The organism is Streptomyces sp. NPDC059247, from assembly GCF_042754005.1.
Lineage (GTDB): Bacteria > Actinomycetota > Actinomycetes > Streptomycetales > Streptomycetaceae > Streptomyces.
Genome location: NZ_JBHYZW010000002.1, coordinates 502,661 through 524,698 on the forward strand (window position 1 = coordinate 502,661; position 22,038 = coordinate 524,698).

A 22,038-nucleotide genomic window follows, 5' to 3' on the forward strand; every position below is an offset into this window, starting at 1 on the left:
GGGGTTCCCCCCGGGGGGCACACCTCTCCCTTCTCCCCCCCCCCGGCGGCCCCCCCCCCGGGGGGGGGGGCGGGGGGGGGGGCCCCCCCCCCCCGGGGCCCCCCCCCCCGACGCGGGAACATGGCCCTGTGAACGACGACAACCGGGAAGTGACCGTGGATTGGATTCCGGTTTCAGGATTCCAACTCCGCAAGGCCGGAGTGCAGTTCGACGCCGTTCGAGTCGACGGCGACGAGGGGCGACTGCTCGCCGACTGGATAGAGGCGCTCACCGCCGGAGACCCGGGGCCCGTGGTCGCCGAGGCGAACGGGCGCCGCGGGGTCTACTTCCTCGTCCCGCCCGGCACGACCGCGCACCGGCCGTGGCCCCGGGGAGTGACCCGGCTCAACGCGGGTCCCGCCCATGCGAGTTATGTTCCGGTACCGGCGTTGACGGGCCGGACCTGGCCGCTGTCCTGGCGCTGTCCGCCGACCGCGCCGGACCGCTTCGTCCATCCCAGACTGCTGCGCAGCGTCGTCTGCGAACTGCTCGCCTGAGCCGCCCCGCCCGCCCGCGCCCGAGGGGAGGCCGGCCCGCCACGACCTCCCGCGCGGTCGGGCCGCCGCCCTCCCCGTCCTCTCCGTACGGCCGGATGGCACCTCCCCGTCTCCCGTACGGCCGGGTGGCACCTCCCGCGCGGTCGGGCCGACGCCCCGTCTCCCGTACGGCCCCGGGCCCGGTCCGCCCCGCCCGCTCATTCCGCCACGAGATCCGTCCCGCCCGCTCGTTCCGCCCCGAGGTCCGACCCGGCCGCGTCGAGCGCCGCCGAGAGCCGGTCCAGGACCCGTACCGTCTCGTCGAAGGCCTCCTGACCGCCCAGTTCCCGCAGGAGCGCGGCGGCGAGCCGCGCGTGGCCCGGCTCGATCTCCCGGACCGCCGCCCGGCCCTCCTCGGTGGGGGCGAGCAGCTTGGCGCGGCGGTGCGCCGGATTCGGCTCGTACGCGGCGAGCCCCTCCCGCACCAGCAGGTCCGCGATCCGCTGGACGCTCTGCCGGGTGATGCCCATGACCCGGGCGATCCCGGCCACCGGCAAGGGTTCAGGGAGGACCGCCCCGAGGACCTGCCACCAGGCGGCGGTCAGTCCGGCGGGCGCGGCCAGCGCCTCCGAGACGGTGAGGAACTGCCCGTTGAGCCGGAAGACGCCGAGGGCGGTGCGGGACAGGGCGTCCTGTCCGGCCCGTCCCATCTACGCCTCCCCCGCGTTCAGTTCGGCGAAGGCCGCCGGGTCCGAGTCGTGGAAGAGGCGGTACCAGGCGTCCCGCTTCCCCTCGTACGCGCCGAGCCGGGCGAAGATCTCGCGCGCGAAGGCGACCGGCTCGGTCGGGCCCGCCGTGATCAGGTCGCCGTCGGTCACCGCGTCCGCCTCGACGTACCGCCCGGCGCCCCGGTAGCCGGTGGCGGCGAGGTGGAAGGAGGCGGCGCCGGTGTGGGCGCGGTCGTCGAGCAGGCCCTCCCTCGCCAGGCCCGCCGTGGCGCCGCAGATCGCGGCGACCGGGACCCCGGCGTCGAGGAAGGCGCGGGCCTTGGCGGTGAAGGGGGCGAGTCCGTCGCCCTCGTCGTAGGTGTCGGCGCCGGGCAGGATCAGCAGCGCGCTGTCCTCGGGCCGCAGGTCGCCGAGGGCGAGGTCGGGCACGATCCGCAGGCCCGCGAGGGTCGTGACGGGCTCCCCGGCGACCGGGCCGACCGTCCTGACCGTGAATCCGGCGCGGGCGAGCCAGGCGGTGGCGTGCCCGGTCTCCCAGTCGGCGAGGGTGTCGTACACAGCGAGGTGGACCGTGGGCGTCGTCATGACAGAAGGCTGTCATGACGACAGTAGGCTGTCAATGATGTCGGGCCCGGCGGGTGCGTCGGGGAGGTCCGGGAAACAAGGTGTCGCGTCCGCCCCGGTCTCGATGGACAAGATGGCCATGGCCCGCCCCACCTGCGGTTCCTTACCCTCGATCCCATGACCCCTCATGTCATCGAACCCGATCCCCAGGCCGGGGCCGCCGTCAAGGCCGCCGACCGCGCGCACGTCTTCCACTCCTGGTCCGCCCAGGGCCTGATCGACCCGCTCGCCGTGGCAGGCGCCGAGGGTTCGTACTTCTGGGACTACGACGGAAACCGCTACCTCGACTTCACCAGCGGCCTCGTCTACACCAACATCGGCTACCAGCACCCCACGGTGGTCGCCGCCATCCAGGAGCAGGCCGGGAAGCTCGCCACCTTCGCGCCCGCCTTCGCCGTCGACGTCCGCTCCGAGGCGGCCCGCCTCATCGCCGAGCGCACCCCCGGCGACCTGGACAAGATCTTCTTCACCAACGGCGGCGCCGAGGCCGTCGAGAACGCCGTCCGCATGGCCCGGCTGCACACCGGCCGTACGAAGGTGCTCTCCGCCTACCGCTCGTACCACGGCGCCACCTCCACCGCGATCAACCTCACCGGTGACCCGCGCCGCTGGCCCTCCGACACCGCCTCCGCCGGTGTCGTGCACTTCTGGGCCCCCTTCCTCTACCGCTCGCCCTTCTACGCCACCACCGAGGCGGAGGAGAGCGCGCGGGCCCTCCAGCACCTGGAGGACACGATCGCCTTCGAGGGTCCGGCGACCGTCGCCGCGATCATCCTGGAGACCGTGCCCGGCACCGCGGGCATCATGACCCCGCCGCCCGGCTACCTCGCGGGCGTCCGCGCGATCTGCGACAAGTACGGCATCGTCTTCGTCCTCGACGAGGTCATGGCCGGATTCGGCCGCACCGGCAAGTGGTTCGCCGCCGAGCACTTCGACGTCGTGCCCGACCTGATGACCTTCGCCAAGGGCGTGAACTCCGGCTACGTGCCGCTCGGCGGCGTCGCCATCAACGCCGAGATCGCCGCCACCTTCGACAAGCGCCCCTACCCCGGCGGTCTGACCTACTCCGGTCACCCGCTGGCCTGCGCCGCCGCCGTCGCCACCATCCAGGTGATGGAGGACGAGAAGGTCGTCGAGAACGCCGCCCGCATCGGCGAGACCGTCCTCGGCCCCGGACTGCGCGAGCTGGCCGAACGCCACCCCTCCGTCGGCGAGGTCCGCGGCACCGGCGTCTTCTGGGCCCTCGAACTGGTCAAGAACCGCGAGACCCGCGAGCCCCTCGTCCCGTACAACGCGGCGGGCGAGGCCAACGCGCCCATGGCCGCCTTCGCCGCCGCCGCGAAGAAGAACGGCCTCTGGCCCTTCGTGAACATGAACCGCACCCACGCCGTCCCCGCCTGCAACGTCACCGAGGCGGAGGCCAAGGAGGGCCTCGCGGCCCTGGACGCGGCCCTGACGGTCGCCGACGAGCACACCGCGTAACCACGGCGCGGGGTCCCCTCCGTCCGACTGGACTAGGGTGTCCGGAACGGACGGAGGGGACCGAGCACATGCCCGCGAGCGGAGCCGTCACCCGCAACACCCTGCGACAGCAGATCGCGGACGCGCTCCGTGACGAAGTGGTCGCGGGGCGTCTCAAGGCGGGCCAGGAGTTCACCGTCAAGCAGATCGCCGAGCAGTACGGCGTCTCCGCGACCCCCGTACGGGAAGCCCTGGTCGACCTCTGCGCGCAGGGCCTCCTCGACTCCGACCAGCACCGCGGCTTCCGCGTCCACCGGTACTCCGTGGACGACTACCGGCGGATGGTCGAGGCCCGCACGCTCGTCGTCGACGGCGTCCTGCGCCGCTACACGGCGAACCCCGCCGCCCGCCGCCCCGCCCCCGGACCCGAGCCCGGTCTCGGGGTCGCGCTCGTCTCCGTACGGCGCAGGGGAGAGGCCGCCGCCCGCGCCGCCCGCGCCGGGGACCTCGACATCCTCATCGGCTACGACATCCGCTACTGGCGCGAGCTGGGCCGGCTGGTCGCCGCCAACGACCACATCGCCGACTTCCTGCACCGGCTCCGCGTCCAGGGCTGGGCCTTCTCCGTGCCCCACCTGCGCGCCGAACGGGACCTCCCCGCCCAGCTCTGGAGCCGTCACGTCGAACTGGTCGACGCGGTCACCCGGGGTGACGCCCGCACCGCCGCCGACGTCGTACACGACTACGACGAGCACTCCCTGGCATGGGCGGACCGCCTGGAGCACCGGGCCCGCTGAGACCCGCCGGATTGAGGCCCCGCCTCCCGGGGCAGGTCCCCCAGCGGGTGGGCGCCGCCCCCCGGGCCGACTACCCTGACCATCCCCGCGAACTGAAGCGAACCGAAGCGAACTGACGGAGAGCGAGCCTCCCTTGGCCTGTGACCTGTGGCTGGTCCCCCTCGTCGACGTGCTGTGCCACAGCCCCGACAACCCCTTCGCCGAAGAGATCGCCGCGTACGACGCCGTGCTCAGCGCGTCCGGCCTGCCGACCGTGCCCGTCTACGCGTACATGCCGGGACTCTCGGGCGACGTCGCCCCGGTGGCCGGATTCGACTACGAGGCCCTGCACTTCCTGCGCCGCGCCTATCTGCTCCAGGTGCACGGGCTGCCGGTCGAGCCGGTCGGCGCGCTCGGCGGGGACTACGAACAGCTCCTGGAGATGTTCGAGACGACCGCCCAGCAGTCGCACCTGGTCTGGCACTACGACCACGCGGGCGCCTACGTCCCCGTCGACTTCCCCGCCCCGCTCGCCAACGACGAACTCCTGGAGGGCGGCGGGCCGCTCGGCTCCTCGCACGGACTCCTGCGCGAACTCCAGTTCGTGGCGCCCTCGATCGGCATCGACCCGGCGAACCCCCCGGCGCCGCCGCTCCCGCCGGACCGTCCCACGGCCCTGGAGGAACCGGCGGTACCGCTCCCCTACGACGACGGGCCCTTCGCCCGGGAGCGCCACGTGTGGCTGGGCCTGCACGCGGCGGCGACCCGGAGCCTGGCCCAGGGCTCGATGATCGTCCTGAGCTGAGCCCCGGGCCCCCGGAGCCCCCGGACCTTCCCGCCCCCGGCCGCGGGACCCTCGCACGCGGCCCCGGGACCCGGCTAGCGGGTCTCCGGGGGCCGCTGGCGCGGCATGTTCGGCCGGGTCACCGGCGGCAGCGGGAAACGGCCCGGCGGATGGGCGCTCTCCTGGCGGGCGGGCGCCACGCCCACCGACTGGAGCGCCAGCGGCGCCGGACCCGAACGGAACTCGACCATCCAGTCCGCGGTCTCCGCCCGCACCAGCTCCGTCACGTCCTCCGAGAAGCGCCGCAGCACCCCGAGGCAGCGCTCGGCCGCCTCGCTCGCGGTGCCCTCCGCCGGCCCCAGCACCTCCCGGACGCTCTCCGCCGCCCAGTCGAACTGGAGCGCCTGGAGCCGCCGCTGCACCGCCTGCGCCGTCGCCACGTCCCGCATCCAGCCGGACGTCAGCCCGAAGTACCGGTCGCACGCCATGCACGCGGCGCCCATCAGCAGCGACAGATAGCCCCAGCCCGCCGTGCCCCGCGCCACCCCGGTCAGATCGAGCAGCGGCAGCGCCGCGCCCGCGATCACGCCGAGGGCCGTGCCCAGCCGCAGGACACGGGCGAGGCGGCGCTTCCAGACCCGGTCGGAGAGGTACCAGTCGGCGGCGCGCAGGGCCTGGGCCTCCACCCAGCGGTACAGCTCGTCGAGCCGTTCGGCGGGTTCGCCCCAGTCCCCCAGCGGGAACGGCGTACCGGTCAGATCGCGGTGGACGTCTCCTCCGGGGGGGCCCGGTGGTGGCGTCTCCGGCTGCTGGCTCACCGGGCGACTCCTCTGTTCAGCTCAGTGCTCGTGATCCTTCTGTGACGTGCGGTGCACATGGTGCCTGCCCTTCCTACCGCCGAATGGTGGGCGGCGGGCCCCGAATCCCGGGATCTCCGCCCTGAAGAGGGCCTTGATCAGGCAAGGGAGTCCGTGGTTTCTCACCCGAAAGAGTGGTGGAGGCGGGCCGGGCGGGGACCACGTAGGCTCGGGCGTACCGACATACGGACGTACCGAACCTCAGGAGTGACCGTGATTCCCGGTGGTGGCCAGCCCAACATGCAGCAGCTTCTCCAGCAGGCCCAGAAGATGCAGCAGGACCTCGCCCGCGCCCAGCAGGAACTGGCCGCGACCGAGGTCGAGGGGCAGGCGGGCGGCGGTCTGGTCAGGGCGACCGTGACCGGTTCCGGCGAACTGCGCGCCCTGGTCATCGACCCCAAGGCGGTCGACCCGGAGGACACCGAGACGCTGGCCGACCTGGTCGTGGCCGCCGTGCAGGCCGCCAACGACAACGCGCAGCAGCTCCAGCAGGCCAAGCTCGGCCCGCTGGCGCAGGGCATGGGCGGTATGCCGGGCCTGGGCTTCTGACCCCGCCCGGTTCCGGCCGGACCCTTCCCGGTCCCGGCCGGTCATGGGCTTATGCGGCCCGCTTCCAGCCACTACCGTAAGAAACAAGCACTCCCCCGGAAGGGCGTTCCGTGTACGAAGGCGTGGTGCAGGACCTCATCGACGAACTGGGCAGGCTGCCCGGCGTCGGTCCCAAGAGCGCGCAGCGGATCGCCTTCCACATCCTCCAGACCGAGCCCACGGACGTCCGGCGCCTCGCGCACGCCCTCCTGGAGGTCAAGGAGAAGGTCAGGTTCTGCGCGGTCTGCGGAAACGTGGCCCAGCAGGAGCAGTGCAACATCTGCCGGGACCCGCGCCGCGACCTGACCGTCATCTGCGTGGTCGAGGAGTCCAAGGACGTCGTCGCGATCGAGCGGACCCGCGAGTTCCGGGGGCGCTACCACGTCCTCGGCGGCGCGATCAGCCCGATCGAGGGCGTCGGACCGGACGACCTGCGCATCCGCGAACTGCTCGCGCGGCTCGCGGACGGCACGGTCACGGAGCTGATCCTGGCCACCGATCCGAACCTGGAGGGCGAGGCCACCGCCACGTACCTCGCGCGGATGATCAAGCCCATGGGCCTTCGGGTGACCCGGCTCGCCAGTGGACTGCCGGTCGGCGGCGACCTGGAGTACGCCGACGAGGTGACCCTGGGCCGTGCCTTCGAGGGGCGGAGGCTGCTAGATGTATGACGACAGGGCCGGCGCGCTCCCAGGGAGGCTCCTCGATGTCTGACCCCACGCTGCACTCGATCACGCAGAACCCCGACGACTTCGCGGTCCAGATCGCCGACTCCATCGAGAGTTTCATCGTGGCGACCGCCGAGGTGGCCAAGGGCGACGAACCCGACAGCGCGGTGCCCTTCCTGCTCCTGGAGGTCTCGCAGCTGCTCCTGGCGGGCGGGCGGCTCGGCGCGCACGAGGACATCGTCCCCGACGAGCGCTACGAGACGGACACGGGCCCCGAGCCGGACGCCGACGACCTGCGCGAGCGGTTCGCCCTGCTCCTGGAGCCGGTGGACGTCTACTCCGAGGTCTTCGACCCGTACGAGCCCCGCAAGGCGCCCGTCCCGGCCCGGATCTCCGACAGCCTCGCCGACATCGTCACCGATCTGCGGCACGGCCTCGCCCACTACCGCGCGGGCCGCACCAGCGAGGCCCTGTGGTGGTGGCAGTTCTCCTACTTCTCCAACTGGGGCCCCACCGCCTCCGCCACCCTCCGCGCCCTCCAGTCCCTCGTCGCCCACGTCCGCCTCGACCAGCCGCTCGCGGCCCTGGACGGCCTCGACACCGACGAGGACCTGACGGAGGACGACCTCGCCGAGGAGGCGGGCCGCGTGATGGCCGAGGAGATCGGCGCGCCGCTGGGGCTGCGCACCCTCAAGGGCTGACCGCCGCCGTCCCCCCGGGGCCGTGTCCCCGGGGGTTGAGCGCTGCCGAGGGCCTGTGTGCCCCCTCGGGTGCCGGGTGCCGGGTGCGGGCGTCGGGTGCGGGCGTCGGGTGCCGGGCGTCGCGGGGCCCCCGTACCCCCGGACGAATCGTTCGGCGGGACGCCGAGGTGATCACTCCGCGAGCGGCGCGTCTCACCATCCGATATGCCATGGGTGTTCGCGGGCCGCTCGTTAGACTGAGCCGATCGCAGCGCCGGCTGCGGCACACACTGATCGAGGAGCGCACGTGGGCCTTGTCGTGCAGAAGTACGGAGGCTCCTCCGTTGCCGATGCCGAGGGCATCAAGCGCGTCGCCAAGCGGATCGTGGACGCCAAGAAGAACGGCCACCAGGTGGTCGTCGTGGTTTCCGCGATGGGCGACACGACGGACGAGTTGATCGATCTCGCCGAGCAGGTATCCCCGATCCCTGCCGGTCGTGAATTCGACATGCTGCTGACCGCCGGGGAGCGGATCTCCATGGCCCTGCTGGCCATGGCGATCAAGAACCTGGGCCACGAGGCCCAGTCGTTCACCGGCAGCCAAGCCGGTGTCATCACCGACTCGGTCCACAACAAGGCGCGCATCATCGATGTCACGCCAGGCCGTATCCGCACCGCGCTCGACGAGGGCAACATCGCCATCGTCGCCGGTTTCCAGGGCGTGTCCCAGGACAAGAAGGACATCACCACGCTGGGCCGTGGCGGTTCCGACACCACCGCCGTGGCGCTGGCCGCCGCGCTCGACGCCGAGGTCTGCGAGATCTACACGGACGTCGACGGCGTGTTCACCGCCGACCCGCGCGTGGTCAAGAAGGCGAAGAAGATCGACTGGATCTCCTTCGAGGACATGCTGGAACTCGCCGCCTCCGGCTCCAAGGTGCTGCTGCACCGCTGTGTCGAGTACGCGCGCCGCTACAACATCCCGATCCACGTCCGCTCCTCCTTCTCGGGGCTGCAGGGCACATGGGTCAGCAACGAACCGCAAGGAGCCCAGAAGGTGGAGCAGGCCATCATCTCGGGTGTCGCCCACGACACCTCCGAGGCGAAGATCACGGTCGTCGGCGTCCCGGACAAGCCGGGCGAGGCCGCGGCCATCTTCCGGGCCGTCGCGGACGCCGAGATCAACATCGACATGATCGTGCAGAACGTGTCCGCGGCCTCCACCGGCCTCACGGACATCTCCTTCACCCTCCCCAAGGCCGAGGGCCGCAAGGCCATCGACGCCCTGGAGAAGGCGAAGAGCGCGATCGGCTTCGACTCGCTTCGCTACGACGACCAGATCGGCAAGATCTCCCTGGTCGGCGCGGGCATGAAGACCAACCCGGGCGTCACCGCGGACTTCTTCCGCGCGCTCTCCGACGCGGGCGTCAACATCGAGCTGATCTCGACATCCGAGATCCGCATCTCGGTCGTCACCCGCGCCGACGACGTCAACGAGGCCGTCCGCGCCGTCCACACGGCCTTCGGCCTGGACAACGCGGACGAGGCCGTCGTCTACGGAGGCACCGGCCGATGACGCCGAAGCCGACGCTCGCGGTCGTCGGTGCGACCGGAGCCGTCGGCTCGGTGATGCTCCAGCTGCTCACGCACCACGCGGACGTCTGGGGCGAGATACGTCTCCTCGCCTCCCCGCGCTCGGCGGGCCTCAAGGCCTCCGTGCGCGGGGAGGAGTGCGAGGTCCTCGCACTCGACGAGACGGCCCTGGAAGGCGTCGACGTGGCGCTCTTCCTGGCGCCGGAGCCGGTGGCCGCCCGCTGGGCGCCCGTCGCCGCGCTCAAGGGCGCCGTCGTCGTCGACACCTCCGCCGCCTTCCGCGCGGACCCCGACGTCCCCCTCGTGGTCCCCGAGACCAACGCCCCCGCCGCGCTCGTACGCCCCCGGGGCATCGTCGCGAGTCCCGGCTGCACCACTCTCGCGCTGATCGTCGCCGTCGGCGCCCTGCACGCCGAGTTCGGGCTCACCGAACTGGTCGTCACCGCCCAGCAGGCCGCCAGCGGCGCCGGACGGGCGGGCGTCGAGGCGCTCCGCGCCCAGCTCGGCCTGGTGGCGGGCGCCGAGGACCTGGGCACCCACCCCGGCGATGTGCGCCGGGCCGTCGGCGAGTCCACCGGCCCCTTCCCCGGGCCCCTCGCGCTCAACGTACTGCCCTGGTCCGGCACGCCCGGCGCCGACGGCTCCTCCTCCGAGGAGGAGCGCGTACGGGACGAGACCCGCCGGGTCCTCGGCCTGCCCGCCCTGCGGATCGCCGCGACCTGTCTGCGTGTCCCCGTCCTCACCGGGCACTCCGTCACCGTGCACGCCCGCTTCGAGCGGCCCGTGCCGGTCGGCCGCGCCCACGAGGTCCTGGCGACCTCCCCCGGCGTCGTCCTCTACGACGACCCCGCCGAGGGCGACTTCCCCACCCCCGCCGACGTCGCGGGCACCGACCCCGCCTGGGTCGGCCGGGTCCGGCGCTCCCTGGACGACGAGCGGGCCCTGGACTTCTTCGTCTGCGCCGACAACCTGCGCAAGGGCGCCGCCCTGAACGCCCTCCAGATCGCGGAATCGGTTGTCACAGCTTTGTAGGATCTGTGAACGACCTGTGAGCAAATAGCCGCCATATACCTCTTGAACTGCGGCGATGTCGTGGCTGACGATGCTCTTCCCCCTTACTGCAACCAGTGGTCGAACGGGGGGCGTCTCTGCGTGCGCCCACGACGGTGTGACGCGGGGCACGCCGCGGAAGCGGGGTACCGGGGGAGAACGGTTACACATGGGGATGAACGGCACGCCGGTGAAAAGGGCGCCGCACGCGTACAACCTTGCCGGGGGGAAGCGTGTCCAACATGCGTGGCTGAGGTACTCGACATCGCGATCATCGCCGCCCCGCGCGGCGCGGGCACGGCGCTGCTCCCCTTGCGGAGCCCCGCCGTCGCACCCGCACGCGCCTCGGCGGCCGTTCCCGCACGCGGTTCCACCGGCGCCCCCGTGCGCGCCGCCCGCACCAGCGCCTTCCGGCGGACCCGCTCGTCCGGCGGGATGCCGGTGATCGCCCCCATGCCCATCGGATCGCGCGCGGGCTCCGTGGACGGCATCCCCTCGCCCCGGACCAGCTCCGAGGGCTCCTCGGTCGTCGGGACCACCGTCGACCACCTCACCGAGACCTACCGCGCCCACTACCGCTCGCTGCTCGGCCTCGCCGCGCTGCTCCTCGACGACACCGCCTCCTGCGAGGACGTCGTCCAGGAGGCGTTCATCCGCGTGCACTCGGCCCGCAAGCGGGTCCGCGAGCCCGAGAAGACCCTCGCCTATCTGCGCCAGACCGTGGTGAACCTCTCCCGGTCCGCGCTGCGCCGCCGCATCCTCGGCCTCAAGCTGCTGTCCAAGCCGATGCCGGACATGGCCAGCGCGGAGGAGGGGGCGTACGACCAGCTGGAGCGCGAGGACCTCATCAAGGCCATGCGCGGACTCCAGCGGCGCCAGCGCGAGGTGCTCGCCCTGCGCTACTTCTCCGACATGACCGAGGCCCAGGTCGCCGAGGCGCTCGGGATATCCCTGGGCTCGGTGAAGGCGTACGGCTCGCGGGGCATCGCGGCGCTGCGCGTCGCGATGGGAGCGAGCTCGTGAGCGCGGCACCCGGCGAGGACGACGCGACCGGCGGGCCCGCGGAGGACCGTGACGGCGACGCCCCGGAAGTACGAGAAGAACGGGACGGACGAGAAGAACATGACGAGCTGAGCGGACAGTCCATGGTGAACATCGAGCCCGACGTGCCCGGCGAGCCCGACGTGCCCGGCGAGGGAGATGTGCTCGGCGAGGGCGGCGGGGACGGCGTGCCCGACGAGGGTGACGTGCTCGGCGTGGGCGCCGGGGACGACGAACTCGCGCTGCGGCGGCTGTTCCAGGGCGCCGTGTCCGGTCTGGAGCCCGCCCAGGGCTCGCTGGACCAGCTGCGCCGCGCCGTGCCCGCCCGGCGCGCCCGCAAGCGGCAGGCCATCGTCGGCGCCGCCGCCGCGGCCGTCCTCATCGGCACCGCCGTCCCCGCCTTCGTGCACGTCGCCTCCTCCGGCGGTGTCTCCGCAGCCCGGCCGGTGAACGCGGGCCACGGCGAGGAGGCCCAGGGCGGCACCGGCACCGAGACCGGCGTCGTCGGAGGCGGGAGCTCCCGTCCCCCCAAGGACGGTTCCTCGGCCCGGCCGGACGCGGACGAGGGCTCCGAGGGAGACCCGAGTCGGCCCGGCACCGGCGCGTCCGGCGGCGGCCCCCGGGAGTCCCAGGGCGGCGGGCCGGGCTCCGCGCCCCGCTGCGGGGCCGACCAGCTCGGCGTCAGCTCGGCGGGAGCCGGGGGACCCGACGGACAGGGCAAGGTGCACGGCACCTTCCGCATCACCAACGTCTCCGGCCGCGACTGCGTCGTCGACGGCGGCGGGACCGTCGGCTTCGCGGCCCTGGGCGCGGCCGACCCGGGCCGGATCTCGGTGGTCCGGCACAGTCCCGGGGACGGGACCGGTCTGCCCGACCCCTCGCAGGAGTCCGCCTCACTGCTCCTGAAGCCGAGCGGCAGCTACGAGGTGAAGTTCGTCTGGGTGCCCAGCGAGACCTGCCCGACGACCGGAGTCACCCCGACGCCCACGCCGACCCCGACGGCCGAACCGCCGACCACCCCGCCGCCGACGACCCCGCCCGCCACCAGCAGCCCGGAGCCCACCGGGGGCGGCGGTTCCGGTGGCGACGGCTCCGGAGGCGGCGGTACGGGCCCGGCCACCGTGCCCGGCTCGGGCTCCGGCGCGGAGGCGGGCATGGCCCCGCAGCTGCTCCGCGCGGACGGGCCCGCCGAGGGCAGCGTCCTGGTCAGCCATGTCGCGGAACCGGGCGGCCCCGCCGCCTCGGCCACCATCCCGGGTGCCTGCGCGGGCACGATCTACCGCACGGGCGTCCTGACCGGCCAGTGACCGCCCGCGCCCGCCGCCCCGGGACGGCCGTACGGCCTGGGGGCGGCGGAGCGCGCCCCGGCCCGGACGGCTCCCCGTCCGGCCCCCCGGGCCGACACGGCCTCATGGCGTCGGCCGTCCGGCCCACGGCACCGGCCCCACAGCGCGCGACACCGACGTGTACCGCCCGGACACCGACCTACCCGGACACCGGCCCACCCGGGTCACCGTCCTGACGGCCACGGCCACGGCCACGGCCACGGCCACGGCCACGGCCACGAGCACGGCCACGAGCACAGGCACCGGAGCCGGTGGCCAGGTCCGCTGGGGGAGCCCCGCCATCGCGTCAGGCGGGGGAGCCCAGCCATCAGGTCCGCCGGGGGACCCCACCGCCCACGTCCGCCGGGGGACCCCACCGCCACGCCAGGCGGGAGAGCCGCCGTGCCAGGCCCAGCGAGGAGCCCCGCAGGGCCCCGCCCGCTACAGTCCCAGTGCCTCGTCGCGGGACGCCTCCGCCTCACGGCGGACCAGGCGGAACCACATGAAGAGGACGAAGCCCGCGAAGACGAACCACTCCGCGGTGTAGCCCAGGTTCTGGAAGGCCTTCGCGTCCAGACCCGTCCCGGCCGCGGCTGCCGCCGGGACCGGGGTGAGCCCGGCGGGGGAGTCCGTGAGCGTGACCCAGGCGTCGTAGACGTCGTCCGTGACCACGTTCACCAGGGCCGCCGCGCTGATCATGCCGAGCTGTCCCTCGGGCAGTCCGCCCGCCGTGTGGACGCCCTTCGTGCCCGGGTTCTCCGAAGCCTGGAGCGCGCCCACCACCGTGACCTCGCCGGACGGCACCACGGGCACCTTCGCGCCGGTGGGGAGCCAGCCCCGGACCACCGGCAGCGACCGGCCGTCGTCCGTCCGCAGCAGCGTCAGGACGTACGAACCGGTCCGGCCGTCCAGCTCGCGGCCCGGGACGAGGAACTGCGCCCCGAACCGGCCGCGCGCCTCGGCCGACCGGCCCGAGGTCTCCTTGTCCACCGGGAGCAGCGAGTCCAGCGGCCGGGCCGCCGACGCGCTCGCGGCGGGCCGTTCCTCGGCCTCCCGGTGGGAGTCGACACGATCCTCGAACTTGCCGAGCTGCCAGGTCCCCATGAACACGCAGAACGGGATCGCCAGCAGGACGAAGAGGTTGATCCCCCACCAGCGGGGCGTTCTCAGGAACCGGTACACGCCCCCACGTTACGCAGGTCCCCTCAGTCCTCCGTCGCCCGGGTCCCCAGGTGCTTCGCGGCGAACGCGAGGTCCAGGGCGACCTGCTTGATCCGTTCCTCCACGACGAGCGAGCCGTGGCCCGCGTCGTACCGGTACACCTCGTGCACCGCGCCCCGGGCCGCCAGCCGGTCGACGTAGTTCTCGATCTGCCGGATCGGGCAGCGCGGGTCGTTGACACCGGCCGAGATGTGCACCGGGGCAGTCACCGCGTCCACGTACGTCAGCGGTGACGAGGCCGCGTACCGCTCGGGCACGTCCTCGGGCGAACCGCCGAGCAAGGTCCGGTCCAGCGCCTTCAGGGCCTCCATCTCGTCCTCGTACGCCGTGACGTAGTCGGCGACCGGCACGGCCGCGAGACCGACCGCCCACGCGTCCGGCCGGGTGCCGAGGCCGAGGAGCGTCAGATAGCCGCCCCACGAACCGCCCGAGAGGACGAGCCGGTCCGGATCGGCCAGACCGCTCTCCACCGCCCACGCGCGGACCGCCTCGATGTCCTCCAGCTCGATCAGCCCCACCCGGTGCTTCAGGGCGTCCGTCCACTCCCGGCCGTATCCCGTCGAGCCCCGGTAGTTGACCCGTACCACCGCGTACCCGTGGTCCACCCAGGCCGCCGGGCCCGAGGCGAAGGCGTCGCTGTCGTGCCAGGTCGGGCCGCCGTGCACCTCGAAGACCGTGGGGAACGGGCCCTCGCCCGCCGGACGCTGCACCAGCGCGTGCACCCGTCCTCCTGGGCCCGCCACCCACACGTCCTCCACCGGCACCGAGGGCGGAGCCTTCGGACCGGGCGGGTCGAGGACGACCCCGCCGGCCGTGGAACGCACCACCGGCGGCTCGGCGGCCGACGACCACAGGTACTCCACGCTGCCGTCCGGCCGGGCCGTCGCACCCGACACCGAACCGGCCGGGGTCTCCACCCGGACCAGGGCCCCCGTGCCGATCTCGTACCGCCACAGCTCGCTGCGGGCCTCGAAGCTGTGCACCACCAGCAGCCCCGTGCCGTCCGGGCACCACTCGGCCGACACGTCGCCCGGCAGGTCCAGGGAGAGATCGGTCTCGACGCCCGTCACCACGTCCCACAGCATCGGCTCCCAGCGACCGCGCCGCTGGTGCCCGACGAGCAGCCGGGTGTCCCCGGCCACCGGGGCGAAGCCGAGCACCGAGAGCCCCAGCTCCTCCGTCCCGCCCCCGGTGTCGTCGAGCTCCGCGACCACGCCCGCGTCCGAGGCGCGCAGCACCCGCAGCGCGGAGTGCATCGCGTCCCCGTGCTCGGTGTGCTCGACCGCGACCAGCGAGCCGTCGTACGACAGGTCGCCGACCCCGGCGGACTCCCGGTGCCGGTAGATCTCCACCGGGCCGTCCGCCCCCGGCCGCACCAGGTGCACCGTCGAGCCGTCCTCGTCGGTGGAGCGGCCCACGACCAGCGTCCCGTCGCGGCCGAGGGCGAGCCCCGCCGGGTAGGACGCGCCCAGACCGGGCACCGCCGGTTCGTCCGCGCCGCCCGCGAACGGCTGGCGCATCCACACCCCGAACTCGTCCCCGTCGGTGTCCGAGAACCACCAGATCCAGGCGCCGTCCGGCGACAGCGCCCCGTCCGTCGTCCCGTTCGGCCGGTCCGTGACCTGCCGCTGCCTCCCGGTCGTCCGGTCCCAGGCGTACAGCTCGTACGTCCCCGTCGCGTTGGACACGAAGAGCGAACGCCCGGGAGCGTCCTCGGCCCATTCGGGCAGCGAGACGCGCGGCGCCCGGAAGCGCCGCTCCCACAGCGGAGTCGGTTCGGTGGCCTCGGCGTTCCTGCTCTCAGTCATGCCCCCATGATGCTCCGCGCGGGGACGATCGGGTCGCGTCCGCCCCAACCTGTGGATAACCTCGCCGACATGTACTCCCCGACGCCCGAGGACTGGCACGAGGCCAACCGCGCCCGCTGGGACGAGCGGGTCCCGATCCACGCCGCCGGGGAGTTCTACGACCTGGACTCCTTCCGCGCGGGCAAGGACTCCCTGCGGGACTTCGAGCGGGCGGAGGTCGGCGACGTCACCGGCCGCACCCTGCTGCACCTCCAGTGCCACATCGGCCTCGACACGCTGTCCTGGGCGCGGCACGGCGCCTCCCGGGTCGTCGGGCTGGACTTCTCCGGACCGGCGGTGGAGACCGCCCGCTCGCTCGCCGCCGACCTGGGGCTTCCCCGGGACCGGGCCGTGTTCGTCGCCGCCGACGTGTACGACGCCGCCGGGGCCGTCCCGGACGACACGTACGACATCGTGTACACGGGCGGCGGGGCGCTGTGCTGGCTGCCCGACGTCCGGCGCTGGGCGCGGACCGCCGCCTCGCTCGTCGCGCCGGGCGGCTTCCTCTACCTGGCCGAGTTCCATCCGCTGACCGACTCGCTCGACGACGAGACGGGCGGCCGGATCGTGCACGACTACTTCGTCCGCGAGCCGTGGGTGGACACCTCGCCCGGGACGTACGCGGACCTCGACGCGGCCACCGTCCACAACCGCAGCGTGGAGTGGGTGCACCCGGTCGGCGAGGTCGTCACCGCGCTCGCCTCGGCGGGGCTGCGCATCGAGTTCCTGCGCGAGCACGACGTGTCGCTGTTCCCCCGCTACGGCTCGCTCCAGCGGCACGAGGACGGCTACTACCGCTTCCCGGCGGACCGGCCCCGCATCCCGCTGATGTACTCGCTCAAGGCCTCACGTCCGGCCTGAGCGGCTGATCACGCGGTGGGACGGCTGATCCTTATGACGGCCCGGCCGCCCTTGAGGTCCACCGTCGAGCGGTGCGGCGGGGCGCCGTCCTCCTCGTCGTCGCGGAGCACGAGCGCGCTCTGCCGCTCCTTGAGCTCGTTCTGCTTGCCCTGCGAGAAGGTGGCGTGCAGCTGCTCGAAGCCGGTCGAGGAGATCTGGCCGGTGCGCTTGCCTCTGCCCGTCAGGCGCCAGATCTGGTCGGCGAAGGCGACCACGGTGAGCAGGATGACCAGACCCGGTAGCGTCACGAACACGGCGAACTCCATGCCCTCCATCAAAACACGCGGGCCCGGCTCTGGACAGGGGTCGGGCGGTCACCTTGCCCGGTGCGGGGGACACCTCCAGGATGTGCCATGGATGACGCAGGGAGAGTGACGCATGAGGCACGCGGGCCGCACAAGGCGCGGGGAGACGACGGGGACGGCTCTGCTGTGGGGCGAGCCGGTGACCGCCGGTCAACTCGCCGCCGCCGAGGAGGGATACGCCCGCTGCGGGCCCGCCGAGCGGCTCCTGTGGGAGCGGCTCTCCGTCTTCGAGGGCGCCTTCGGCCGGGAGGCCGTCCGCGCGGTGTGCGGCTTCGGCGAACTGCCCCGCGCGCGCGTGCTCGTGGTGCTCGACCGGCTGGCCCCGCTCGCCCTCCTCCCGGTCGACGACCTCTTCGACGGGGAGCCCGCCGAACCCCGTTACTGGATGCCGCACCCCGTGCGGGCGGTGGGCGCCCGGCGGCTCAGCGCGCGCGGCGAGCGCCCGTCCGTCGTCCCCCGTCACCGGCGCTGGTCGCTGGAGCTCGCCCGGCGGGCCGCCGACCGGTGGCGGGACGGCCGACAGCTCGACGCCCGCGACCTCGCCCTGCGGGAACTGCCCGACCTGGCCGCCGCCATGGACCCGACGACGGCGTCCGCCGCGCCCGGCGAGGAGGCCGCCACGGCCGTCGAGACCGCCGTCGCCCTGTGGTTCCTGTGGGTGGCCTGCGGCCGGGTCGCCGAGGGGCGGACCCGGCTGCGGCACGCCCTCTCCCTGTACTCCGGGCCGCCACCGGCCCGCGCGCTGTGGCTCGCGGGCTTCCTGGAGCTGGAGTCCGGCCGTCCCGAGGAGGCCACCCGACTGCTCGGCCGGGCCGCCGAGGCGGCGGAGCGCGACGGCGACGAGGGCGCCCTCGGCGCGCTGGCCCATCTGCGGGGTTCGGCCGCGCTCCACCAGGGGCGCACGCGCGCGTCGGCCTCCGCTTTCCGCGAGTCCCTCGAACTGGTCGCGGAACCGCCGGAGTTCGGGCCGTCCCGGCGCGGCTGCTGGGTGGGCCTCGCGCTCTCCCTGTGCCGGACCGATCCCGGGGGCGCCCGGGAGGCGCTCGGCGGGGCGGAGCGGGAGCACCGGGCCGGGGACGCCCGGCCGGCCGACGTGTACGCCGACGCCTGGGCCGAGCACGTACGGGCCGAACTCGCCGCCTGGGACGGGGACCCGGAGCGGGCGGCGGGGCACGCCCGGCGGGCGCTGCGCGCCCATCTGGACCTCGGCTCCTCGGTGGGGGCGGCCGTGGCGGCGGAACTCCTCGCGCAGATGCGGTCGCTCGGCGGCCGGAAGGACACGGCGGCCCGGCTCCTGGGCGCGGTGGACCTGCTGCGGACCTCCGCCTTCGAACCGTCCTACCGGCCCGCGCGGTTCGTGGAGGCCGTACGGGCCCACCGGGACCGGGACCTGCGGTCGCTGCGGGACGACCCGGCGCTGCGGGACGCCTTCGAGGAGGGCGCCCGGCTGGGCCTGTTCACCCTGGCCGACTGTCCTTAGGGGTCCGAACCGCGGGTCGCGGAGTTGTCCACAGATGTGAGCTGGCCCCGTTCCGGGCCGGTTCCGCTGTCTACGATGCCGACATGATCGCCTTCGTCGTCGCCGCCGTGTTCCTGTCGCTCTTCGGGGTCGGTGTGCTGCGGGACCGGCGCCGCTTCGGCAACGCCGTGTATCTGGGGCTCGCCGTCACCTTCCTCGGCATCGGGCTCCTCGCCGGGATCGAGGACGCCCCGCCGGGCGTCGCCGAGACCGTGATGGTCCTGCTGCTGCTCGTGGTCGCCCTCGGCCCGGTCGTCCTCGCCGGACTGCTCTGCGCGAACGGCGTGAAGATGGTCCGCAAGGAGGGCAGACGCCCCGCCAACCTGCTGTCGCTCCTCGCCGGGCTCGGGATATTCGGGGTGATGGGCCTCGCCGCGTCCGCCGTCGTCACCCAGTCAGCGGTCCTCGCCCTGATCGTCGGCACCACCCTGCTCGTCCTCGGCTACGTGTCGTTCCTCTTCGCCTGCTTCGTCGGCTACGCCTTCCTGTACGGCCGGATGAGGGTCCGCCGCGACGCCGACTTCGTGGTGGTCCTCGGCTCGGGTCTGATCGGCGGCAGCCGGGTGTCCCCGCTGCTCGCCAGCCGCCTGGACAGAGGACGGCAGGTGTACGAGCTGCTGGCCGCGCGCAGGGGCCCCGACCGTCCCGCGCCCGTCCTCGTCACCTCCGGCGGGCAGGGCCCCGACGAGCACGTCTCCGAGTCCCACGCGATGGCCGACTACCTCGTCGAGCGCGGTTTCCCCGCCGACGCGGTGGTCCGCGAGGACCGGTCCCGGACCACCGAGGAGAACCTGCTGTTCAGCAAGGAGCTGATGGAGCGGGACCGGCCGGGTTCCGCGTGCGTGGTCGTCACCAACAACTTCCACGCCTTCCGGGCCGCGCTGATGGCCCGCAGGGCGGGCGTGGACGGCCAGGTGGTGGGCTCGCCGACGGCCGCCTACTTCTGGCCCTCGGCGACCATCCGCGAGTTCGTCGCGGTCTTCCTCCAGTACAAGGTGGTGAACCTGGGGATCTGTCTGACGCTGATCGCGCTGGGCGTGGTGGCCGGTCTCGCCCGCTGACCCGCCCCGCCCGCCGGACGGTGTCTCACGGGGTCACCACCGGGAACAGCGGATCGGGTGTCGTCACGTACGACAGGAGGCGCGCCAGCAGCGCCGGATCGCCCTCCACCCCGATGCCCGGCTCCCCGGGGTCCCCACCGGCGAGCAGCCCGAGCAGTCCCGCCTTGTCCAGGGTGAGGACGAGCCCGGCGGGCGTCCGGGGAACGGCCGGCACCGCCCGCTGGGTGAGGGCGCCGTGGCGGAGGGTGAGACGGCGGCGCTCCCCGGGCAGGACCAGATCGACGGTGAGGTCCTCGTCCCAGGCGCGCGGCCCGTCGATCCGCACCGCGATCGAGTCGACCAGCATGGGCACGGTCAGGGCCATCGACATCTCGGGGTTGGTCATGTCGACCATCTCGCCGCTGACGCCGTGCCGCAGTTCCTGGGCGGCGGTGAGGTAGAAGTTGCGCCAGGGACCGTTCTCGGAGCCGTGTCCGAGCCGCTCGTAGACCTCGGCGAGCGTCTCCCTCGCCGGTACGTCCGCCGGGTCGGCGAAGACCAGGTGGTTCAGCAGGGTCGCGGCGAACCGCAGATCGCCCTCCTGGGCGTACGCGCGGGCCTTGGCCAGGGTCGCGTCGGGGCCACCGGCCACGTCCACGTACCGCAGGGCGAGCGCGGTCGGCGGATGCTCCCACAGATGGGCCACGTTGCCGTCGAACCAGCCCAGGTAGCGCTGGTAGACCGCCTTCGTGTTGTGGCTGAGGGAGCCGTAGTAGCCGCGCGCGTGCCAGGCGCGTTCCAGGGCGGGCGGCAGCTCCAGGCGCTCGGCGATCTCCGGCGCGGTGAGACCCTCGTTGAGGAGCCGCAGCGTCTGGTCGTGGGTGTACGCGTACAGGTCGCGCTGTTCGGTCAGGAACCGCACCACCTCGTCGTGGCCCCAGGTCGGCCAGTGGTGGGAGGCGAAGGCGACGTCGTACCGCCCGTGGAAGTACTCGATGGCCTCGTCGAGGTACGCGGCCCAGATCCGGGCGTCGCGGACCACCGCCCCGCGCAGGGTCAGGATGTTGTGGAAGGTGTGCGTGGCGTTCTCGGCCAGGCACAGGGCGCGGTGGTCGGGGAAGAGGAAGTTCATCTCCGAGGGAGCCTCGGTGCCGGGCGTCAGCTGGAAGACGATCCGCACCCCGTCGACGGTCTCCTCCTGGCCGGTCTCCGTGATGTCCACGGTCGGCGGGACGAGACTGATGGTGCCGATGGAGGTCGTCGGACCGAGACCGGCGCCGATCTGCCCGTCCGGCGCCTTCGGGAGGTTCGCCCCGTACATGAAGCTCGCCCGCCGGGTCATCGCGTTGCCCGCGTAGACGTTCTCGCTGACCGCGTGCTCCAGGAAACCGGCCGGGGCGAGGACCGGCACCCCCTCCTCGGTGCCGTGCGGCAGGACGCCCCGCGCGCCGCCGAAGTGGTCGCCGTGCGAGTGGGTGTAGATCAGACCGGTCACCGGACGGGCGCCCCGGTACGCCCGGTAGAGCGCGAGGGCCGCTTCGGCGGTCTCCGTGGAGATCAGCGGATCGATGACGACGATCCCGCGCTCGCCCTCGACGACCGTCATGTTCGACAGATCGAGCCCGCGCACCTGGTAGATGCCGTCGGTGACCTCGTACAGGCCCTGTTTCGCGGTGAGCCGGGACTGCCGCCAGAGGCTCGGGTGCGCCGTGTCCGGGCAGTCCTCCGCCAGGAAGCCGTAGGCGTCGCCGTCCCAGACCGTGCGCCCGGCGGCGTCCGTGACCACGCCGGGGACGAGGGCGCCGAGGAAGCCCCGGTCCGCGTTCTCGAAGTCGGTGGTGTCGTCGGAGGAGGGCGCGGGCTCGCTCATGTGCCGGGGCTCCGTTCCACGGGGGCGGTGATCGGCGTACCGGACCATCTGACCACCGGGGTGCCGGGGCCGCACCCCGGGCCGGGACCGGGCTCCGGGCCCGTCCGCGCGCCCTCCCGGGCGGGGGCGCGTCCGCTGGGACGCGCCCCCCGGGTCGGGGCCGGTGAGGCCAGGCGCCGGGGCAGGAGCGGCGGGGGCGGCCGTCCGTACCTACCCTTGAGTTACCGACGGAGGTGACCCATGAGCCGACACCACTTCCACATCGACTACCTCGGGCACTCGGTCTCCGCGACCGTGCGGACCGGGCACCACCCCGTGGTCGAGGTCCTCGTCGACGGCAAGGAGACCGGCTACGCCACGACCAGGGACGACGGTGCGGTCACGGTCCCGGTCGAGCTGCCCACCGACCCGCCGAGGACGGTGACGGTACGGGCCACCCCGGGGCCCGGAGTCCCGCGCTGCCTGCTGCTCGCGACGGCGGACGGGGAACCGCTGGTGATGGCGCCGAGACCGTACTGAACGGGCCGCGAGACGGAAACCGGCCGACCGTAGGCTGTCGTACCGGTGGTACGGGAGGGCGAGGGCCGCGGCCCCGGCCCGTGGGACGGGAAGACGAGGGCCGCCACCCCGGGGCCGTACGGGAAGA

At 73.6% G+C, this 22,038-nt stretch carries 22 protein-coding genes; 15 read left to right on the plus strand and 7 right to left on the minus strand.

Annotated features, from left to right (window positions below):
- The first annotated feature begins 149 nt into the window (after positions 1–149).
- On the plus strand, positions 150–536 hold the full coding sequence (locus ACFXGN_RS06205; RefSeq protein ID WP_351786081.1) for a hypothetical protein: 387 nt from the start codon (positions 150–152) through the stop codon (positions 534–536).
- Positions 537–733: 197 nt separating this feature from the next.
- On the opposite strand, the gene ACFXGN_RS06210 is transcribed toward ACFXGN_RS06205, so the two are convergent.
- Together ACFXGN_RS06210 and ACFXGN_RS06215 are read right to left on the minus strand one after the other, a co-directional pair.
- Positions 734–1,225: a MarR family winged helix-turn-helix transcriptional regulator gene (locus ACFXGN_RS06210; RefSeq protein ID WP_384854093.1), complete on the minus strand. Its 492-nt coding sequence runs from the start codon at positions 1,223–1,225 to the stop codon at positions 734–736.
- A complete protein-coding gene (locus tag ACFXGN_RS06215; protein WP_384854096.1) occupies positions 1,226–1,828 on the minus strand; it encodes a DJ-1/PfpI family protein in 603 nt (200 codons plus the stop codon).
- A gap of 156 nt (positions 1,829–1,984) precedes the next feature.
- On the opposite strand from ACFXGN_RS06215, the gene ACFXGN_RS06220 reads away from it, so the two are divergent.
- The 3 genes from ACFXGN_RS06220 (at position 1,985) to ACFXGN_RS06230 (ending at position 4,909) form a co-directional block, all read left to right on the plus strand.
- Complete coding sequence (locus ACFXGN_RS06220; protein ID WP_384854099.1) at positions 1,985–3,349, plus strand: aspartate aminotransferase family protein; 1,365 nt, start codon at positions 1,985–1,987, stop codon at positions 3,347–3,349.
- Positions 3,350–3,417: 68 nt separating this feature from the next.
- The gene (locus ACFXGN_RS06225) at positions 3,418–4,125 is read left to right on the plus strand and encodes a GntR family transcriptional regulator (RefSeq protein WP_384854101.1); all 708 of its coding nucleotides are present in this window, start codon (positions 3,418–3,420) and stop codon (positions 4,123–4,125) included.
- Between the two features lie 133 nt (positions 4,126–4,258).
- Positions 4,259–4,909, plus strand: a complete 651-nt coding sequence (locus ACFXGN_RS06230) for a hypothetical protein (RefSeq protein WP_384854103.1) — start codon at positions 4,259–4,261, stop codon at positions 4,907–4,909.
- A gap of 74 nt (positions 4,910–4,983) precedes the next feature.
- Here the strand turns inward: ACFXGN_RS06230 and ACFXGN_RS06235 are convergent, their stop codons facing one another.
- Positions 4,984–5,706 (minus strand): SLATT domain-containing protein, encoded by a 723-nt coding sequence (locus tag ACFXGN_RS06235; RefSeq protein ID WP_384854106.1) that lies wholly within the window; start codon positions 5,704–5,706, stop codon positions 4,984–4,986.
- Between the two features lie 252 nt (positions 5,707–5,958).
- Between ACFXGN_RS06235 and ACFXGN_RS06240 the strand changes: the two genes are divergently transcribed.
- The 7 genes from ACFXGN_RS06240 (at position 5,959) to ACFXGN_RS06270 (ending at position 12,672) form a co-directional block, all read left to right on the plus strand.
- Complete coding sequence (locus tag ACFXGN_RS06240; RefSeq protein ID WP_351786077.1) at positions 5,959–6,294, plus strand: YbaB/EbfC family nucleoid-associated protein; 336 nt, start codon at positions 5,959–5,961, stop codon at positions 6,292–6,294.
- 110 nt (positions 6,295–6,404) lie between these two features.
- Entirely contained in the window at positions 6,405–7,004 is a 600-nt protein-coding gene (gene recR / locus ACFXGN_RS06245; RefSeq protein ID WP_384854110.1) for a recombination mediator RecR, read from the plus strand.
- Positions 7,005–7,039: 35 nt separating this feature from the next.
- Complete coding sequence (locus ACFXGN_RS06250) at positions 7,040–7,702, plus strand: DUF5063 domain-containing protein (RefSeq protein WP_384854113.1); 663 nt, start codon at positions 7,040–7,042, stop codon at positions 7,700–7,702.
- A gap of 286 nt (positions 7,703–7,988) precedes the next feature.
- Positions 7,989–9,257 (plus strand): aspartate kinase, encoded by a 1,269-nt coding sequence (locus ACFXGN_RS06255; protein WP_351786034.1) that lies wholly within the window; start codon positions 7,989–7,991, stop codon positions 9,255–9,257.
- The gene (locus tag ACFXGN_RS06260; RefSeq protein WP_384854115.1) at positions 9,254–10,306 is read left to right on the plus strand and encodes an aspartate-semialdehyde dehydrogenase; all 1,053 of its coding nucleotides are present in this window, start codon (positions 9,254–9,256) and stop codon (positions 10,304–10,306) included. Before ACFXGN_RS06255 ends, ACFXGN_RS06260 begins: the two co-directional genes overlap by 4 nt.
- A 264-nt stretch (positions 10,307–10,570) precedes the next feature.
- Entirely contained in the window at positions 10,571–11,347 is a 777-nt protein-coding gene (locus ACFXGN_RS06265) for a SigE family RNA polymerase sigma factor (protein ID WP_384854118.1), read from the plus strand.
- Positions 11,344–12,672, plus strand: coding sequence for a hypothetical protein (locus ACFXGN_RS06270; RefSeq protein WP_384854121.1), 1,329 nt, complete (start codon positions 11,344–11,346; stop codon positions 12,670–12,672). Before ACFXGN_RS06265 ends, ACFXGN_RS06270 begins: the two co-directional genes overlap by 4 nt.
- A gap of 459 nt (positions 12,673–13,131) precedes the next feature.
- On the opposite strand, the gene ACFXGN_RS06275 is transcribed toward ACFXGN_RS06270, so the two are convergent.
- On the minus strand, positions 13,132–13,872 hold the full coding sequence (locus tag ACFXGN_RS06275; RefSeq protein ID WP_384854124.1) for an SURF1 family protein: 741 nt from the start codon (positions 13,870–13,872) through the stop codon (positions 13,132–13,134).
- A gap of 23 nt (positions 13,873–13,895) precedes the next feature.
- Positions 13,896–15,719 (minus strand): prolyl oligopeptidase family serine peptidase, encoded by a 1,824-nt coding sequence (locus ACFXGN_RS06280; RefSeq protein ID WP_384854126.1) that lies wholly within the window; start codon positions 15,717–15,719, stop codon positions 13,896–13,898.
- A gap of 69 nt (positions 15,720–15,788) precedes the next feature.
- Here ACFXGN_RS06280 and ACFXGN_RS06285 point away from each other — a divergent pair, with 69 nt between their 5' ends.
- A complete protein-coding gene (locus ACFXGN_RS06285) occupies positions 15,789–16,619 on the plus strand; it encodes a class I SAM-dependent methyltransferase (protein WP_384854129.1) in 831 nt (276 codons plus the stop codon).
- A gap of 8 nt (positions 16,620–16,627) precedes the next feature.
- Here ACFXGN_RS06285 and ACFXGN_RS06290 read toward each other — a convergent pair whose 3' ends face one another.
- The gene (locus tag ACFXGN_RS06290; protein ID WP_384854132.1) at positions 16,628–16,924 is read right to left on the minus strand and encodes a DUF6191 domain-containing protein; all 297 of its coding nucleotides are present in this window, start codon (positions 16,922–16,924) and stop codon (positions 16,628–16,630) included.
- Between the two features lie 112 nt (positions 16,925–17,036).
- Here ACFXGN_RS06290 and ACFXGN_RS06295 point away from each other — a divergent pair, with 112 nt between their 5' ends.
- Complete coding sequence (locus ACFXGN_RS06295) at positions 17,037–18,443, plus strand: tetratricopeptide repeat protein (protein WP_384854135.1); 1,407 nt, start codon at positions 17,037–17,039, stop codon at positions 18,441–18,443.
- Positions 18,444–18,526: 83 nt separating this feature from the next.
- Complete coding sequence (locus ACFXGN_RS06300) at positions 18,527–19,543, plus strand: YdcF family protein (RefSeq protein ID WP_384854137.1); 1,017 nt, start codon at positions 18,527–18,529, stop codon at positions 19,541–19,543.
- A gap of 25 nt (positions 19,544–19,568) precedes the next feature.
- Here the strand turns inward: ACFXGN_RS06300 and ACFXGN_RS06305 are convergent, their stop codons facing one another.
- Positions 19,569–21,392: an alkyl/aryl-sulfatase gene (locus ACFXGN_RS06305; protein ID WP_384854140.1), complete on the minus strand. Its 1,824-nt coding sequence runs from the start codon at positions 21,390–21,392 to the stop codon at positions 19,569–19,571.
- 240 nt (positions 21,393–21,632) lie between these two features.
- Between ACFXGN_RS06305 and ACFXGN_RS06310 the strand changes: the two genes are divergently transcribed.
- Positions 21,633–21,911, plus strand: coding sequence for a hypothetical protein (locus ACFXGN_RS06310; protein ID WP_384854142.1), 279 nt, complete (start codon positions 21,633–21,635; stop codon positions 21,909–21,911).
- Positions 21,912–22,038 lie beyond the last annotated feature (127 nt).

Coding starts and splice junctions, on each gene's coding strand:
- ACFXGN_RS06215 (WP_384854096.1), bottom strand. CDS start 1,828: ATGACGACGCCCACGGTCCACCTCGCTGTGTACGACACCCTCGCCGAC.
- ACFXGN_RS06285 (WP_384854129.1), top strand. CDS start 15,789: ATGTACTCCCCGACGCCCGAGGACTGGCACGAGGCCAACCGCGCCCGC.
- ACFXGN_RS06295 (WP_384854135.1), top strand. CDS start 17,037: ATGAGGCACGCGGGCCGCACAAGGCGCGGGGAGACGACGGGGACGGCT.
- ACFXGN_RS06290 (WP_384854132.1), bottom strand. CDS start 16,924: ATGGAGTTCGCCGTGTTCGTGACGCTACCGGGTCTGGTCATCCTGCTC.
- ACFXGN_RS06225 (WP_384854101.1), top strand. CDS start 3,418: ATGCCCGCGAGCGGAGCCGTCACCCGCAACACCCTGCGACAGCAGATC.
- ACFXGN_RS06300 (WP_384854137.1), top strand. CDS start 18,527: ATGATCGCCTTCGTCGTCGCCGCCGTGTTCCTGTCGCTCTTCGGGGTC.
- ACFXGN_RS06310 (WP_384854142.1), top strand. CDS start 21,633: ATGAGCCGACACCACTTCCACATCGACTACCTCGGGCACTCGGTCTCC.
- ACFXGN_RS06250 (WP_384854113.1), top strand. CDS start 7,040: ATGTCTGACCCCACGCTGCACTCGATCACGCAGAACCCCGACGACTTC.
- ACFXGN_RS06260 (WP_384854115.1), top strand. CDS start 9,254: ATGACGCCGAAGCCGACGCTCGCGGTCGTCGGTGCGACCGGAGCCGTC.
- ACFXGN_RS06305 (WP_384854140.1), bottom strand. CDS start 21,392: ATGAGCGAGCCCGCGCCCTCCTCCGACGACACCACCGACTTCGAGAAC.
- ACFXGN_RS06210 (WP_384854093.1), bottom strand. CDS start 1,225: ATGGGACGGGCCGGACAGGACGCCCTGTCCCGCACCGCCCTCGGCGTC.
- ACFXGN_RS06220 (WP_384854099.1), top strand. CDS start 1,985: ATGACCCCTCATGTCATCGAACCCGATCCCCAGGCCGGGGCCGCCGTC.
- ACFXGN_RS06280 (WP_384854126.1), bottom strand. CDS start 15,719: ATGACTGAGAGCAGGAACGCCGAGGCCACCGAACCGACTCCGCTGTGG.